Here is a 16530-nt window from a genome sequence, read left to right as displayed (position 1 = left end):
GGAACACCAACCTGACGAGCCAGAAGGATGTGCTCGCGGGTCTGCGGCATTGGGCCGTCAGCTGCGTTCACAACCAGAATGGCGCCGTCCATCTGCGCTGCACCGGTGATCATGTTCTTCACGTAGTCAGCGTGACCTGGGCAGTCAACGTGAGCATAGTGACGAGCGTCGGTTTCGTACTCAACGTGAGCGGTCGAGATCGTGATACCACGAGCCTTCTCTTCCGGCGCACCGTCGATTTCGTCATAAGCCTTGAAGTCACCGAACTGCTTGGTGATAGCAGCAGTCAGAGTGGTCTTGCCGTGGTCAACGTGGCCGATTGTGCCGATGTTGACGTGTGGCTTCGTACGGTCAAATTTTTCTTTAGCCATCGGATTTCTCCGTTCTCTCTGTAATCCCGTCGACTGTCAAAAACTAGGCTCAGGCGTATTTTGCCTGAACCTCGTCTGCCACAGCCTGTGGGACAAGATCGTAATGATCGAACACCATGGAATACTGTGCACGCCCCTGCGACATGGAGCGCAGGTTGTTTACGTAACCAAACATGTTGGCCAGCGGAACCATAGCAGTGATAACGGTCACGATACCGCGGTTTTCGGTACCGGCGATCTGACCACGACGTGAATTCAAATCACCGATTACGTCACCCATGTACTCTTCTGGAGTGACAACCTCAACCTTCATAATGGGTTCCAGAAGCTTTGCGCCAGCTTTGCTAACAGCTTCTCGGAAACCAGCACGGCCAGCGATCTCGAACGCCATCACGGAGGAGTCAACATCGTGGTAAGCACCATCTGTGAGGGTGACCTTGATATCGACCATTGGGAAGCCTGCCAGAGGGCCGGAAGACATAACGCTTTCGACACCCTTTTCAACGCCCGGGATGTATTCCTTCGGAACGTTACCACCCACAACCGTGTTCTTGAATTCGAAACCTGCACCGGTTTCATTTGGCTCAATAGTGAGCTTAACGCGAGCGAACTGACCAGAACCACCAGACTGCTTCTTGTGGGTATAGTCAACTTCGGCGGACTTGGTGATGGTCTCACGGTAAGCAACCTGAGGCGCACCAATGTTCGCTTCAACCTTGAACTCACGCTTCATGCGATCGACGATGATGTCCAGGTGAAGTTCACCCATGCCAGCAATAATGGTCTGGCCGGACTCTTCGTCGGTCTTGACGCGGAAGGACGGATCCTCAGCAGCCAGACGGTTCAGGGCAATGCCCATCTTTTCCTGGTCAGCTTTGGTCTTCGGCTCTACAGCAATCTCGATAACCGGATCCGGGAACTCCATGCGTTCCAGAATAACCGGCTTCAGAGGATCACAGAGCGTATCACCCGTCGTGGTATCCTTCAGACCAGCGATCGCAACGATGTCACCAGCATAGGCAACTTCGATGTCTTCGCGGCTGTTGGAGTGCATCTGCATCATGCGACCAACACGTTCGCGCTTGTCCTTCACGGTATTCAGAACCGAGGTACCTTTGTTCAGCACACCGGAGTAGATACGGCAGAAGGTCAAAGAGCCAACGAACGGGTCGTTCGCGATCTTGAACGCAAGCATGCCCAGCGGATGCTCATCACCGGACTTGCGAACGGTTTCTTCCTCGGTCTTGGGATCGATACCCTTGATGTTTGCAACATCGACCGGGCTAGGAAGATAGTCTACAACGGCGTCAAGCAGAGGCTGAACACCCTTGTTCTTGAAAGCGGTACCGCACAGCACAGGCACAAAATCGCCATTGATGGTGCCCTTACGGATCAGCCCCTGAAGCTGCTCGAAAGAAGGCTCTTCACCTTCCAGATAAGCTTCCATTGCTGCTTCGTCAGCTTCCACAGCGGTCTCAATGAGCTTTTCACGGTATTCCTGAGCCTGATCAACCAGGTCCTCCGGAATATCCAGCTCATCCCAGCTTGCGCCGAGGTTTTCACCACGCCAGATGAGAGCTTTCATCTTCAGCAGATCGACAACGCCCTGGAACTCACTCTCAGCGCCGATAGGCAGCTGCAAGCAAAGTGGGTTCGCGCCTAGACGCTTCTCGATCATTTCCACACAGCGGAAGAAATCGGCACCCAGCTTGTCCATCTTGTTGACGAAGATCATCCGCGGGACGTGATACTTGTCAGCCTGACGCCAAACAGTTTCAGTCTGCGGTTCGACGCCTGCGTTGGCGTCAAGAAGAGCTACCGCACCATCGAGCACACGCAGGGAACGCTCAACTTCAATCGTGAAGTCAACGTGACCTGGGGTGTCAATGATGTTCAGACGCTTTTCCTTCCAGAACGCAGTGGTAGCAGCGGAGGTAATGGTGATACCGCGCTCCTGCTCCTGCTCCATCCAGTCCATGGTGGCTGCGCCATCATGAACTTCACCGATCTTGTGGGACCGACCGGTGTAGAACAGAATACGTTCTGTTGTCGTCGTCTTACCGGCATCAATGTGGGCCATGATGCCGAAATTGCGGTAGTCCTCGATTTTGTGTGTGCGTGACATAGCGCCAGCCTCTTTCCGGGGATTTTACCAGCGATAATGCGAGAACGCGCGGTTGGCTTCCGCCATACGGTGCGTGTCTTCGCGCTTCTTTACGGAGTTACCACGGTTGTTGGCCGCATCCAGCAGTTCGCCAGAAAGACGCTCAACCATTGTGGTTTCGTTGCGGCCGCGCGCGGCTGCAATCAGCCAACGAATAGCCAAGGCCTGGCGACGTTCTGCACGAACTTCAACCGGAACCTGATAGGTCGCACCACCAACACGGCGGGAGCGAACCTCAACCTGCGGCATCACGTTTTCCAGAGCGGAGTGAAACACTTCTACTGGATTGTTGCCGGTCTTCTTTTGCATGATGTCGAACGCACCGTAAACGATACCTTCGGCAACAGATTTCTTGCCATCATACATTACCGCGTTCATAAACTTGGTAATGACAATGTCACCAAACTTGGGATCTGGAAGAACTTTACGCTTTTCAGCAGCGTGACGACGGGACATATGGTTATCCTCTTATTTCGGGCGCTTCGCGCCGTAATGGGAGCGACGCTGCTTACGGTCCTTAACACCCTGGGTATCAAGAACACCACGAAGAATGTGATAACGCACACCCGGCAAGTCCTTTACACGACCGCCGCGGATCATCACAACGGAGTGTTCCTGCAGGTTGTGCCCCTCACCCGGGATATATCCAATGACCTCGAAGCCATTCGTCAGACGGATCTTAGCCACTTTACGCAGAGCCGAGTTCGGCTTCTTTGGCGTCGTGGTATAAACGCGCGTACAAACGCCACGCTTCTGCGGATTTGCTTCCATTGCCGGAACCTTGTTCCGCTTCGGAGGATCCTTGCGCGGCTTACGGATCAACTGATTGATCGTCGGCATACTTTATTGCCCTTTACCTAATGTTCTCCGTCGAACTCTGCATCCCTTTAGACAAACGCAAGCGCGCCTAATCCGCTTTCTGCGGAAGGCGCTGCGATGGCAGAGGATCACGCGTGAACGCGATCATGAGTTCGACGTGTATTCGCCTATGAACCCGGCAGCGTTTAAGCTTCAGTATTTCTCGGCGCGGCGCCATAGAAAAAGGACATTGCTTACCGCCTGCCACGGGGTTGCGCGGAACCTACTCACAGCACCATGTTTCGTCAAGTACCCCTGCGCAAAATAATCTCGGGTAAAGACTATATTAACGGGCACTTGGCAGCCCATATTGAGGCCAACGCGAGCAGGGTAATTAAATTACTCAAACAGATTAATCCATGAAACTTTTCTTCGGGTCGGGTTTTCAGATTCCAAACGCCGGCGCTTGCTGACATTTGAGACCCTTCAACGATCGCCGATTGATTCCACGGACCAAACTGAGAAAGCACCTTAGTCCTTGAAGGCAATCACAGCAACATTGCCGGCCAGTGCGTCATCGTAGGCAGCCTGAAAAGTTTCCTCTTCCGGGCGTTCCGTGACGATCCCGATCTGATCAAGCTCTGCTTCAATGAAGCCCTGCGCACCCAGCGCTTCCAGACCCCGACGGACTGCGCCGTCATCATCAGCTGCCGTTACCAGGATATTGAACGGAACAGCATCATCCGGAGTTCCCTCTTCCACTTCCCAGCCGCGACCGACAAGAATGTAGAGTGTTGGTGTATCGCCCGCACCATTCAATGGTGTTGGGTTGTCTGTCTCGGCCATGTTTGGCTCCTTTGTATAAATGGAAAAGGCCGCCCTTCGCGGGGCGGCCTCTTTATCTTGAGCGTGTTCAGCGATCAGTCAATGCTGCCGCTGAAATCTTCCAGCATCGCATCCGCCGACCCGGCGGTTGACGCTGCCCGGCGCGCATCCATGATCAGATCATCGCGCAGGGTTGCGATCTTGCGGATCCGGTTCATCGTCCCGCCGGTACCGGCCGGGATCAGGCGACCCACGATCACATTTTCCTTCAGACCATCAAGCGGATCGATCTTTCCGCCAACCGCTGCTTCGGTCAGGACACGAGTGGTTTCCTGGAACGATGCAGCAGAGAAGAACGAACGGGTCTGCAACGACGCCTTGGTGATACCCAGAAGAACTGGAACCGCCTTGGCCGGATCGCGTGCATTGTCGATCGCCCGCTGGTTAGCTTCTTCGAAGTCGATCTTGTCGATCTGTTCGCCAGCGAAGAATTCAGTATCACCTGGATCGGTGATCTCGACCTTCTGCAGCATCTGACGCACAATAACTTCAATGTGCTTGTCGTTGATGCCCACACCCTGAAGACGATAGACTTCCTGAATCTCGTTGACCAGGAACGCGGCCAGAGCCTCAACACCCTTAATGGCAAGGATGTCATGCGGCGCTGGGTTACCGTCGATCAGGTACTCACCCTTCTCGATGGTATCGCCTTCCTGAAGATGGAAGTGCTTGCCCTTTGGAATGAGGTACTCAACCGGTTCAACACCTTCCTCAGTCGGATCGATGATGATGCGGCGCTTGTTCTTGTAGTCACGACCGAAACGGATCGTCCCATCGACTTCCGCGATGATTGCATGATCCTTCGGACGCCGTGCTTCAAACAGCTCTGCCACACGCGGCAGACCACCGGTAATGTCCTTGGTCTTCGCGCTTTCAAGCGGAATACGTGCCAGCACGTCACCCGCATGAACGACATCTCCCGGCTGTACCGACAAGATGGCATCAACGGACAACAGAGACCGGGCATCGCCGCCACGTGGCAGCTTAACCGGATTGCCGTTCTCGTCCTGTACGACGATAGCAGGCTTCAGGTCTGCACCACGGGAAGACCCACGCCAGTCGATGACCACGCGCTTGGTAATACCCGTTGCCTCATCCGTGGTCTCCTTGACGGAAGAACCATCCACGAGATCTTCAAAGCCCACACGACCAGCTACTTCCGTCAAAATCGGACGGGTATATGGATCCCATTCTGCCAGACGCTGACTGCGCTTGACCTTGTCACCTTCGTCAACGTGCAGCTTGGAGCCATACATCAGACGATGGGACGCGCGTTCGTTGCCATCGCTGTCAACCACGATGATCGACATGTTTCGTGCCATCACCACGTTGTTGCCTGAGGAGTCCCGAACGACATTGCGGTTGCGCATCTTGATGGTGCCATCGAAGTTGGACTCGATGAACGAGGAGTCGACCACCTGTGCCGTACCACCGATATGGAAGGTACGCATTGTCAGCTGGGTGCCTGGCTCACCAATGGACTGAGCGGCAACAACACCAACCGCCTCACCGATGTTGACAGGTGTACCGCGCGCAAGGTCACGGCCATAACACGCTGCACACACGCCGGTCCTGGTTTCACAGGTCAGAACGGAGCGGATCTTGATCATCTGAACCTTGGCGGCTTCGATGACTTCAACATCCTTCTCGTCGATCAGCTTGCCCTTCGGCACAATCAGCTCGCCCGTGGCGTTGTTGTGGACGTCTTCTGCAGCCGTACGGCCAAGAACACGACTACCCAGAGACGCGATGACGTTACCTGCATCAACGATGGCCTGTACGGAGATACCGTTTTCGGATCCACAGTCAGGCTCAAGAATGATGCTGTCCTGTGCCACATCGACCAGACGACGGGTGAGGTAACCGGAGTTCGCAGTCTTCAACGCCGTATCAGCAAGACCCTTACGGGCACCGTGCGATGAGTTGAAGTACTCGAGAACCGACAGACCTTCCTTAAAGTTCGCGATAATCGGGTTTTCGATGATAGAACCGTCCGGCTTGGCCATCAGACCACGCATACCGCCGAGCTGCTTCATCTGTGCCGGAGAACCACGCGCACCGGAGTGGGCCATCATGTAAACAGAGTTCATCTGCTTCTCACGACCCGTTTCCTCGTCGTATTCCACAGCCGAGATGCGTTTCATCATCTCGTCAGCAACCTTATCGGTACACTTCGCCCAGGCATCAACAACCTTGTTGTACTTCTCGCCCTGCGTAATCAGACCGTCGTTGTACTGCTGTTCGTATTCAGCAACCATCGCAGAGGTCTCATCGACCAGCTTTTCCTTCGCATCCGGAATGACCATGTCATCCTTACCAAAGGAAATGCCAGCGCGGCAGGCGTTCTTGAACCCAAGGTCCATGATACGGTCACAGAAGATAACCGTCTCCTTCTGACCGGTCGCACGGTAGACCGTGTCGATCATCTTGGAGATGTCCTTTTTCGTCATCAGCTTATTGCAGATGTCGAAGGGAACTTCATGGTGCTTCGGCAACAGCTCACCGATCATCATGCGACCTGGAGTGGTCTCATAGATCTTGGAGACTGGCTGACCGAATTCATCAACCGTCTTGAAGCGACCGCGGATCTTGGTGTGAACCGTGATAGTCTTGTTTTCAAGCGCATGGTGCAGTTCGCCAAGGTTGCCGAACGCCATCCCTTCTCCTGGCTCACCTTCTGCCATGATGGACAGATAGTAGAGACCCAGAACAATATCCTGCGATGGCACGATGATCGGACCACCGTTTGCCGGATGCAGAATGTTGTTGGTGGACATCATCAGCGTACGTGCTTCCAACTGGGCTTCCAGTGAGAGCGGTACGTGCACAGCCATCTGGTCACCGTCAAAGTCAGCGTTAAACGCCGAACAGACGAGTGGGTGCAACTGAATTGCCTTACCTTCAATCAGGGTCGGCTCAAAAGCCTGAATACCAAGACGGTGAAGCGTAGGCGCACGGTTTAGCAGAACAGGGTGTTCGCGGATCACCTCGTCGAGAATGTCCCAAACTTCCGGGCGTTCCTTTTCAACCAGCTTCTTGGCCTGCTTGACCGTTGAAGAGAAGCCCTTGGCGTCAAGCCGCGAGTAGATGAACGGCTTGAACAGCTCAAGCGCCATCTTCTTCGGCAGACCGCACTGGTGCAGCTTCAGTTCCGGACCCACAGTAATAACGGAACGACCGGAGTAGTCCACGCGCTTACCAAGAAGGTTCTGACGGAAACGACCCTGCTTACCCTTCAGCATGTCGGAAAGCGACTTCAGAGGACGCTTGTTGGCACCTTGAATGACACGGCCACGACGGCCGTTATCGAACAGTGCATCAACAGACTCCTGCAGCATGCGCTTTTCGTTACGGATAATGATATCCGGCGCACGCAATTCAATGAGACGCTTCAAGCGGTTGTTACGGTTGATCACACGACGGTAAAGGTCGTTCAGATCCGACGTCGCAAACCGGCCACCATCCAGCGGCACCAGCGGACGAAGATCCGGTGGAATGACAGGAACAACGGTCAGGATCATCCACTCAGGCCGGTTACCGGACTCGAGGAATGCCTCAACAACCTTCAAACGCTTGGCCAGCTTCTTAGGCTTGAGTTCGGTTGTAGCTTCTGCGATCTCCTGACGGATCTTCTCGCTTTCAGCCTGAAGATCCATACTGGCCAGAATCTCGCGGATGGCTTCCGCGCCGATCATCGCCGTGAAGGCATCTTCACCATACTCGTCCTGCGCCAGAACGTATTCTTCTTCCGAGAGCAACTGATGCTGCTTGAGCGGCGTCAAACCCGGCTCAAGAACAATGTAGTTCTCGAAATACAGAACCCGCTCAAGATCCTTGAGCGTCATGTCCAGAAGCAAGCCAATGCGCGATGGCAGCGACTTCAAGAACCAGATGTGAGCGACAGGAGCAGCGAGCTCAATGTGACCCATCCGTTCACGACGTACACGGGAAAGAGTGACTTCAACGCCACACTTTTCACAGATAACGCCTTTGTATTTCATGCGCTTGTACTTACCGCACAAGCACTCATAGTCCTTGATCGGACCGAAAATGCGAGCACAGAACAGGCCCTCACGCTCTGGTTTGAACGTGCGGTAGTTGATCGTTTCCGGCTTTTTGATTTCACCGAAAGACCAGGAAAGGATTTTTTCCGGGCTCGCAATCGAGATGCGGATATGATCGAAGCTCTGTGCGGGAGCCTGTTGATTGAACAGGTTCATGACCTCTTGCGACATCGGCTCTCTCCTAACATGCGCGGTGGGGGAACCCGCATTCTGCGAATTCCCCTGCTACCGGCATAAAGTGAATGTTATCGGCGGGATTTGTCACGGCTACTTTATTCCGCTGCATCCACGGCCGTTGCGTCATCGTCATTGACCGGATAACGCGCACCTTTTTCCTGCAACTCGACATTAAGTCCGAGTGACCGCATTTCCTTGACGAGAACGTTAAAGCTCTCTGGAATGCCGGCTTCGAACGTGTCATCGCCACGAACAATCGCTTCGTACACCTTGGTACGCCCCGCCACGTCGTCCGACTTGACGGTGAGCATTTCCTGGAGGGTGTACGCTGCGCCGTAAGCTTCAAGCGCCCACACTTCCATCTCACCGAAGCGCTGGCCACCAAACTGCGCCTTACCACCCAGCGGCTGCTGAGTAACGAGCGAGTACGGACCAATCGAACGGGCGTGGATCTTGTCGTCCACAAGGTGGTGAAGCTTGAGCATGTAGATATAGCCCACAGTCACCGGCCGATCGAACTGTTCACCCGTACGCCCGTCGAACAGTGTCGACTGGCCAGATGGGTTCTCTTCGGCGATGTTGAGCATGTCCACAACATCAGGCTCGCGGGCCCCGTCAAACACTGGCGTTGCGATAGAAACACCCTGCTTGAGCTGCTCGCCCAACTTCACGATGCCCTCGTCGTCGTACTCCTTGACGGGATCACCCTTGAGGTTGTCACCGTAGATCTCGACGACCTTGCCACGCAGCTTCTCGATTTCACCGGTCTTCTTGTACTCATCATAGAGTTCACCGATGCGCTTGCCCATTCCGGCACAAGCCCAACCGAGGTGTGTTTCAAGGATCTGACCGACGTTCATGCGTGATGGCACACCCAGCGGGTTCAACACGATGTCCACGTGCGTTCCATCTTCGAGGAACGGCATGTCTTCACACGGGTTGATCTTGGAGACCACACCCTTGTTCCCGTGACGACCGGCCATCTTGTCACCCGGCTGGATCTTGCGCTTCACAGCGACGAAGACCTTGACCATCTTCATGACGCCAGGTGGCAATTCATCACCGCGCTGCAGCTTCTCGACCTTGTCGATAAACCGCTGCTCGAGACGCTTGCGGCTTTCGTCATAAGATCCGCGAAGAGCTTCAAGCTCGCTCATGAGCTTTTCGTCTTCGACCGCAAACTGCCACCACTGCGACCGTGGGAACTCGTTGAGAACATTTCCGTCGATCTCAACACCCTTGCGGAAGTTCTTCGGGCCACCAACGGCCACATGACCCATGATCATCTCGGCCAAGCGGCCATAGACGTTCCGGTCAAGGATAGCCTGTTCGTCGTCGCGGTCTTTCGCCAGACGTTCGATTTCCTCACGCTCGATGGACATCGCGCGCTCGTCTTTTTCAACGCCGTGGCGGTTGAACACACGAACTTCAACAACGGTACCGGAGACGCCCGGAGACAGACGCAGCGAGGTATCACGAACGTCCGATGCCTTTTCACCGAAGATGGCACGCAGAAGCTTTTCTTCTGGTGTCATCGGGCTCTCGCCCTTCGGCGTAATCTTGCCGACGAGAATATCGCCCGGCTTGACCTCCGCACCTACGTAAACAATACCGGCTTCGTCAAGGTTCTTGAGAGCCTCTTCCGAAACGTTCGGAATGTCGCGTGTGATTTCTTCCGGACCAAGCTTGGTGTCACGCGCCATCACTTCGAATTCTTCGAGGTGGATGGAGGTGAACACGTCATCACGTACGATGCGCTCGGACAGAAGGATGGAGTCCTCGAAGTTGTAACCGTTCCATGGCATGAAAGCCACGAGCACGTTACGACCCAGAGCCAGATCACCCAAATCTGTCGACGGACCATCAGCAATGATGTCGCCTTTCTGAACCCGGTCACCCACGTTCACCAGCGGCCGCTGGTTGATACAGGTATCCTGGTTGGAGCGCTGGAACTTCAGCAAGCGATAGATATCAACGCCGGACTTGGACGGATCCAGATCTTCGGTCGCACGGATAACGATACGCGTTGCATCCACCTGATCGACAACACCACCACGGCGAGCACCAATGGCCGCACCGGAGTCACGCGCCACCACAGGCTCCATGCCGGTGCCCACATAAGGAGCTTCCGCACGAACCAACGGCACCGCCTGACGCATCATGTTCGAACCCATCAGGGCCCGGTTGGCGTCATCGTTTTCAAGGAACGGAATCAACGAAGCTGCGACCGACACGAGCTGCTTTGGCGAAACGTCCATCAAATCCACACGGCTTGGTGGGACCAGAATGTTTTCACCAGCGTGACGGCACTGCACGAGATCCGAAACAAACTCGAAATCGTCGTTCAACTCAGCGTTGGCCTGCGAAACGTAGTACTTGCTCTCTTCCATGGCGGAGAGATAGATCACGTCACGTGTTACCTTGCCGTCGACAACCTTGCGGTACGGGCTTTCAATGAAGCCGTACTTGTTGACGCGAGCATAAGTAGCCAGCGAGTTGATCAGACCAATGTTCGGGCCTTCTGGCGTCTCAATCGGACAGATACGACCATAGTGGGTCGGGTGCACGTCGCGCACTTCAAAGCCGGCGCGCTCACGGGTCAGACCACCTGGGCCAAGTGCAGAAAGACGACGCTTGTGCGTGACTTCTGAAAGCGGGTTGGTCTGGTCCATAAACTGAGACAGCTGAGAGGAACCAAAGAACTCACGAACAGCAGCCGCTGCAGGCTTCGCATTGATCAGATCCTGCGGCATCACGGTGTCGATCTCAACGGAGCTCATACGCTCCTTGATCGCCCGCTCCATACGCAGCAACCCAACGCGATACTGGTTTTCCATCAGCTCGCCAACGGAACGGACACGACGGTTGCCAAGGTTATCGATATCATCGATCTCCCCGCGCCCATCACGCATGTCCACCAGCGTGCGGATAACGGCCAGAATGTCTTCCTTGCGCAGAACACGCACGCTGTCGTCGCACTGAAGGTCCATGCGCATGTTCATCTTCACACGGCCAACCGCGGAAAGATCGTAGCGTTCAGCATCGAAGAACAACGAATGAAACATCGCTTCCGCGGTTTCGATGGTGGGCGGTTCGCCCGGACGCATCACGCGGTAGATGTCAAACAATGCATCTTCACGGCTGTCATTCTTATCGGCCGCCAGTGTATCACGGATATAGGCACCGTGAGTCACGTGGTCGATGTCAAGAACAGCCAGATCGTGGAAACCGCGCTCAACGAACTCGGCCAGAAGCTTCTCGGTGACTTCATCACCAGCTTCGGCGTAAACCTCACCGGAGGACGGATCAACCACATCTTCAGCCAGATACTGGCCGTACAGGTCCTCATCGCCCACTTTCAGTGCAGCAACACCCTGCTCTTCCAACTGGCGAATTGTCCGGGCAGTAATCTTCTTGCCTTCTTCAACGACCACTTCGCCGCTGTCAGCATCAATCAGATCACGCGTTGCCTTGGACCCCTTCATGCGGTCGGCGTCAAACGGCGCCCGCCACGCATCGTTGCCCATACGGGTATAATCAATGCGACGATAGAAGGTGTTCAGGATCTCTTCGTGGTCGAGACCCAGCGCCATCAAAAGTGACGTCACAGGGATCTTACGACGACGGTCGATACGTGCGTGGACGATGTCCTTGGCATCGAACTCGATATCCAGCCAGGAACCACGGTAAGGAATCACGCGCGCGGCAAACAGCAACTTGCCTGACGAATGAGTCTTGCCCTTGTCGTGGTCGAAGAACACACCAGGAGACCGGTGCATCTGAGACACGATAACGCGTTCGGTACCGTTGATGATGAACGTACCGTTATCCGTCATGAACGGAATATCGCCCATGTAGACATCTTGTTCCTTGATGTCTTTCACGGACTTTGCGCCTGTGTCCTCATCGACGTCAAACACGATGAGACGCAACGTCAGCTTCAGAGGAGCTGCGTAGGTCATATCCCGCTGACGACATTCGTCCACGTCATATTTAGGATGTTCGAATTCGTAGGAAACGAATTCGAGAAGGGAAGTTCCGGCAAAATCCGAGATCGGAAAGACGGATTTGAAGACGGCCTCTAGGCCCTCATCAACACGACCACCCTCGGTCTTTTCGACTTGCAGAAATTGATCATACGATGCCTTCTGCACCTCGATAAGGTTCGGCATGGCCGCTACATCGCGGATGGACCCGAAGTACTTACGGACCCTCTTGCGACCGTTGAACGTTTGCGTCATTGTCGCTCCTCGTATCACTCAAGGTGACGGTTCGGCGAAACTACGAAGCCCTAGTAACGCGTACCTTAACAGAACCGTCCCCGTTGGGACGTTTACCCCGGCAAGGAAACCCGCCAGGGTACGAAATCGGTCCCGGATCTCTCCGGGACCGTTATAAAGAACCCAAAATTACTTGAGTTCGATCTTTGCACCAGCTTCTTCGAGCTTCTTCTTCAGCTCTTCAGCTTCTGCCTTTTCAACGCCTTCCTTGATTGGCTTCGGAGCGCCTTCTACGAGCTCCTTGGCTTCCTTCAGGCCAAGACCGGTGATCGCACGTACTTCCTTGATCACGTTGATCTTCTTCGCGCCGGCATCAGCCAGGATCACGTCGAATTCGGTCTGTTCTTCAGCAGCAGCGCCTGCATCAGCAGCACCACCAGCAGCAGCAACTGCTACTGGAGCAGCAGCGGAAACGCCCCACTTTTCTTCGAGCATCTTGGACAGCTCAGCAGCTTCCATGACGGTGAGGGCAGAGAGTTCTTCAACGATCTTTTCGAGATCAGCCATTTTCTTTGTACCTTACTGTTCGAACCGCTAGGGTTTTGACAAAAAATAAGTGGTTCCGCCTTAAGCGGCTTCGCCCTTTTCGGCATACGCATTGAAGACGCGAGCGAGTTGCCCGGCCGGTGCGCTTGTAACCTGTGCAATACGGGAAGCCGGGGTCTGAAGCAGACCAACGAGCTTGCCGCGCAGTTCGTCGAGGCTTGGCATTTCTGCCAGGGCCTTGACGCCAGCAGCATCGAGGTTTGTAGAACCGAGAGCACCACCAAGGATGACAAGCTTGTCGTTTGCCTTGGCGAAGTTTGCAGCAACCTTAGGAGCAGCAACCGGGTCCTCGGAATAAACGAGAACGGTTGGCCCCTGGAACAGATCGCTGATGTGCTCCAGCTCAGTGCCTTGAAGGGCAAGCTTGACAAGGCGGTTCTTAGCAACTTTTACGGTACCACCGGCTTCGCGCGCTTCGTTACGAAGCTTGGTCATCTGCGAGACCGACAGACCGGCGTAGTGCGCCACGACCACAACGCCGGTGTTGTTCAACACCTCGTTGAAGGACGAGACGAACTTTTGCTTATCCGCTCTTTCCACTTGCCTTCTCCATTTAGCAACAATCCTTGAGGGACTATTGCCGGTTTGCCTTTGCCGCTTTCCGATCACTGGGGTACAATGATCATCAAACGACGCTCAGGGTTCCTGTCCCCTCACCCGTCGAATGACGCAGCAAGGCTTAACGGTTCGAACCGGTCACTATCCATAGGTCTAGTCAACGGTCCTTCTCCATCTATGCAGGCCCGAATGGCTTAAGCTGACCATAGCGGCCAACACCTGCAGTCTCGGACAGGGATGTTAGAGCTTTACGCTCCAACCGCACCCTCTCACAGAAGCGAGAGGGCAAATCGATAGCTGTCTACCGTTATTCGGTTACGGAAGCCAGCTCAACTTTGATACCAGGGCCCATTGTGGATGAAATCGCTACACGCTTCAGGTAGGTACCCTTGGCGCCCGATGGCTTTGCCTTGATAACGGCATCAACCATTGCCTTGACGTTTTCTTCCAGCTTGGCGATGTCGAAGGACACCTTGCCTACACCTGCATGAATGATACCGGCCTTCTCGACGCGGAACTGAACAGCACCACCCTTGGCGTCTTTAACAGCCTTGGTGACGTCTGGCGTTACAGTACCGACCTTCGGGTTCGGCATCATGCCGCGCGGGCCGAGAACCTTACCGAGACGACCGACCAGCGGCATCATGTCCGGTGTTGCGATCACTGTGTCGAAATTGATCGTACCGCCCTGAATTTCTGCAACCAGATCTTCAGCACCAACAATGTCCGCACCAGCTGCCTTGGCTTCTTCAGCCTTGGCATCGCGCGCAAATACGGCAACGCGAACTGTCTTGCCGGTACCGTTCGGCAGAACACACGCACCACGAACCATCTGGTCCGCATGACGAGGATCTACGCCGAGGTTGATGGCAAGTTCAATGCTTTCGTCGAACTTGGTCTTGGACCGATCCTTGAGCATGGACAGAGCTTCACCAAGACCATAGGTCTTGTTGCGATCAATGCCTTCACGGGCCGCTTTAATGCGCTTACCAACTTTCGCCATCGATCTTACTCCGTCACTTCAATGCCCATGGAGCGGGCAGAGCCTTCGATCATGATCATTGCTGATTCAATATCGTTGGCGTTCAGGTCTTTCATCTTGGCTTCAGCGATCTCACGAACCTGAGCCTTGGTCACGGAAGCTACCTTGGCGCGACCAGGTGTCTGAGAACCAGACTTGATGTTCGCTGCCTTCTTCAGAAAGAAGGACACAGGAGCAGTCTTGACCTCAAAAGAGAAAGACTTGTCAGAGTAATACGTAATTACTGTCGGGCATGGAGCACCCTTTTCAACGTCCTGCGTCTTCGCATTGAACGCCTTACAGAACTCCATGATGTTCAGGCCGCGCTGACCCAGTGCCGGGCCAATTGGCGGAGACGGCGTAGCAGAACCCGCCGGCACCTGAAGCTTTAGGTAACCTTCAATTTTCTTCGCCATAATCCTCTCCAAAAAGGAATAGGTGATCCCGCAGGATCACAAGAGAGTGGGCGGTCCGACCAAAAGACACCGGCGAAAGTGCCCCAAGTCCGCCGCCCCGATTGAACGGTTCAGCCGACTTTGTCGACCTGGCCGTATTCGAGTTCGACCGGCGTAGCACGGCCGAAAATGGACACCGTCACTTTCAGACGAGCCCGCTCCTCATCGACCTCTTCAACAAGGCCGGAGAAGGAAGCAAACGGACCATCGCTGACGCGAACCTGTTCGCCCACTTCGAAACTGATAGACGGCTTGGGCGCCTCAACGCCTTCCTCGACCTGCCCCTGAATGCGACGGGCTTCGGCCTCAGAAATCGGCATCGGCTTTTTGTCGTTCCCCAGAAAGCCAGAGACCTTCGGCGTATCATTGATAAGGTGATACGCTTCGTCGGTCATCTCCATCTTCACCAAAACATAACCGGGGAAGAATTTGCGCTCGCTTTCAACTTTGCGACCGCGGCGGACCTCTGTAACCTTCTCGGTCGGGACGAGAACCTCTTCAAACAGATCCTCAAGCCCCTGTTGCCGTGCTTTTTCTTTAATCGCATCAGCAACCTTCTTCTCGAAATTCGAGTAGGCGTGAACGATGTACCAGCGCTTAGCCATATTTAAAGTTCGCTCCTAAATCGTGCTAACTTCAGCCACCAAGGCCAAGCAACAAAGAGATTACATAGCTCATCAACTGGTCTGCAGCCAGGAAGAAGAGTGCCGCCAGAAACACCATGATAAAGACCATGACAGTCGTAATCGCGGTTTCACGGCGGGTAGGCCATGTAACTTTCGCAGTCTCGGAACGAACCTGCTGAATAAATGTAAAAGGATTGGTTTTTGCCATCCGTACCGGCCCAACTCACGACAGGTGGGCGCGTGAAGTGATCCACGCGCCCCACCATCAGAAAAAAACTTCTTTAAGCCATGTCGGCTTGCTTATCAAGAGCAAAATGGCAGGGGCAGAGGGGCTCGAACCCCCGACCTACGGTTTTGGAGACCGTCGCTCTACCAACTGAGCTATACCCCTACACCTTCTCACCACAGCGAGAAAGAGCTCATTGCTCGGCCTCGTTAAAGGCCGGCGCCACTGCTTCTAGCGTGGCGCCAAGGATCGGTCAAGCCGATCTTATTCGATGATTTCAGCAACGACGCCAGCACCAACGGTGCGGCCGCCTTCGCGGATAGCGAAACGCAGACCATCTTCCATTGCGATCGGAACGA

14 protein-coding genes and 1 tRNA gene are annotated in these 16530 nt (G+C 54.6%); all 15 read right to left on the bottom strand.

Annotation, left to right across the window (positions count from 1 at the left end; all coding sequences use genetic code 11):
* The coding region (locus G512_RS21250; protein WP_036489845.1) for a GTP-binding protein at window positions 1–371 on the bottom strand (371 nt) is incomplete at its 3' end.
* Window positions 372–420: 49 nt separating this feature from the next.
* On the bottom strand, window positions 421–2496 hold the full coding sequence (gene fusA / locus G512_RS0114360) for an elongation factor G (protein WP_028482324.1): 2076 nt from the start codon (window positions 2494–2496) through the stop codon (window positions 421–423).
* Between the two features lie 24 nt (window positions 2497–2520).
* A complete protein-coding gene (rpsG, locus tag G512_RS0114355) occupies window positions 2521–2991 on the bottom strand; it encodes a 30S ribosomal protein S7 (RefSeq protein WP_028482323.1) in 471 nt (156 codons plus the stop codon).
* A 12-nt stretch (window positions 2992–3003) separates the two neighbouring features.
* Entirely contained in the window at window positions 3004–3375 is a 372-nt protein-coding gene (gene rpsL, locus G512_RS0114350) for a 30S ribosomal protein S12 (RefSeq protein ID WP_028482322.1), read from the bottom strand.
* 489 nt (window positions 3376–3864) lie between these two features.
* On the bottom strand, window positions 3865–4179 hold the full coding sequence (locus G512_RS0114345) for a hypothetical protein (RefSeq protein WP_051269387.1): 315 nt from the start codon (window positions 4177–4179) through the stop codon (window positions 3865–3867).
* Window positions 4180–4253: 74 nt separating this feature from the next.
* Window positions 4254–8453: a DNA-directed RNA polymerase subunit beta' gene (gene rpoC / locus G512_RS0114340; RefSeq protein ID WP_028482320.1), complete on the bottom strand. Its 4200-nt coding sequence runs from the start codon at window positions 8451–8453 to the stop codon at window positions 4254–4256.
* Between the two features lie 101 nt (window positions 8454–8554).
* Complete coding sequence (rpoB, locus tag G512_RS0114335) at window positions 8555–12700, bottom strand: DNA-directed RNA polymerase subunit beta (protein WP_028482319.1); 4146 nt, start codon at window positions 12698–12700, stop codon at window positions 8555–8557.
* Between the two features lie 168 nt (window positions 12701–12868).
* The gene (gene rplL / locus G512_RS0114330; RefSeq protein ID WP_028482318.1) at window positions 12869–13246 is read right to left on the bottom strand and encodes a 50S ribosomal protein L7/L12; all 378 of its coding nucleotides are present in this window, start codon (window positions 13244–13246) and stop codon (window positions 12869–12871) included.
* Between the two features lie 60 nt (window positions 13247–13306).
* Window positions 13307–13825: a 50S ribosomal protein L10 gene (gene rplJ / locus G512_RS0114325; RefSeq protein ID WP_028482317.1), complete on the bottom strand. Its 519-nt coding sequence runs from the start codon at window positions 13823–13825 to the stop codon at window positions 13307–13309.
* Window positions 13826–14150: 325 nt separating this feature from the next.
* Window positions 14151–14846, bottom strand: a complete 696-nt coding sequence (gene rplA / locus G512_RS0114320; protein WP_028482316.1) for a 50S ribosomal protein L1 — start codon at window positions 14844–14846, stop codon at window positions 14151–14153.
* Between the two features lie 5 nt (window positions 14847–14851).
* Window positions 14852–15280: a 50S ribosomal protein L11 gene (gene rplK / locus G512_RS0114315; RefSeq protein ID WP_028482315.1), complete on the bottom strand. Its 429-nt coding sequence runs from the start codon at window positions 15278–15280 to the stop codon at window positions 14852–14854.
* A gap of 110 nt (window positions 15281–15390) precedes the next feature.
* Window positions 15391–15924 (bottom strand): transcription termination/antitermination protein NusG, encoded by a 534-nt coding sequence (gene nusG / locus G512_RS0114310; RefSeq protein WP_028482314.1) that lies wholly within the window; start codon window positions 15922–15924, stop codon window positions 15391–15393.
* 31 nt (window positions 15925–15955) lie between these two features.
* Window positions 15956–16153 carry a preprotein translocase subunit SecE gene (secE, locus tag G512_RS0114305; RefSeq protein ID WP_028482313.1) on the bottom strand — a complete coding sequence of 66 codons (198 nt, stop codon included), beginning with the start codon at window positions 16151–16153 and terminating at the stop codon, window positions 15956–15958.
* A gap of 107 nt (window positions 16154–16260) precedes the next feature.
* A tRNA-Trp gene (locus G512_RS0114300) sits at window positions 16261–16336 on the bottom strand.
* Between the two features lie 99 nt (window positions 16337–16435).
* The coding region (locus G512_RS22440) for an EF-Tu C-terminal domain-related protein (protein WP_208975009.1) at window positions 16436–16530 on the bottom strand (95 nt) is incomplete at its 5' end.

The sequence above is a fragment of the Pseudovibrio exalbescens DSM 16456 genome (genome assembly GCF_000422785.1).
Classification (GTDB): Bacteria; Pseudomonadota; Alphaproteobacteria; order Rhizobiales; family Stappiaceae; genus Pseudovibrio; species Pseudovibrio exalbescens.
Note: the sequence above shows the minus strand (reverse complement) of the source record. Positions and strands in the feature narration are given on the sequence as shown.

What these genes read in the sequence shown, in the direction of transcription:
- fusA (WP_028482324.1), bottom strand. Translation starts at nt 2,496, where the DNA reads ATGTCACGCACACACAAAATCGAGGACTACCGCAATTTCGGCATCATG.
- rpsL (WP_028482322.1), bottom strand. Translation starts at nt 3,375, where the DNA reads ATGCCGACGATCAATCAGTTGATCCGTAAGCCGCGCAAGGATCCTCCG.
- rpsG (WP_028482323.1), bottom strand. Translation starts at nt 2,991, where the DNA reads ATGTCCCGTCGTCACGCTGCTGAAAAGCGTAAAGTTCTTCCAGATCCC.
- rplA (WP_028482316.1), bottom strand. Translation starts at nt 14,846, where the DNA reads ATGGCGAAAGTTGGTAAGCGCATTAAAGCGGCCCGTGAAGGCATTGAT.
- rplK (WP_028482315.1), bottom strand. Translation starts at nt 15,280, where the DNA reads ATGGCGAAGAAAATTGAAGGTTACCTAAAGCTTCAGGTGCCGGCGGGT.
- nusG (WP_028482314.1), bottom strand. Translation starts at nt 15,924, where the DNA reads ATGGCTAAGCGCTGGTACATCGTTCACGCCTACTCGAATTTCGAGAAG.
- rpoC (WP_028482320.1), bottom strand. Translation starts at nt 8,453, where the DNA reads ATGTCGCAAGAGGTCATGAACCTGTTCAATCAACAGGCTCCCGCACAG.
- G512_RS0114345 (WP_051269387.1), bottom strand. Translation starts at nt 4,179, where the DNA reads ATGGCCGAGACAGACAACCCAACACCATTGAATGGTGCGGGCGATACA.
- rpoB (WP_028482319.1), bottom strand. Translation starts at nt 12,700, where the DNA reads ATGACGCAAACGTTCAACGGTCGCAAGAGGGTCCGTAAGTACTTCGGG.
- secE (WP_028482313.1), bottom strand. Translation starts at nt 16,153, where the DNA reads ATGGCAAAAACCAATCCTTTTACATTTATTCAGCAGGTTCGTTCCGAG.
- rplL (WP_028482318.1), bottom strand. Translation starts at nt 13,246, where the DNA reads ATGGCTGATCTCGAAAAGATCGTTGAAGAACTCTCTGCCCTCACCGTC.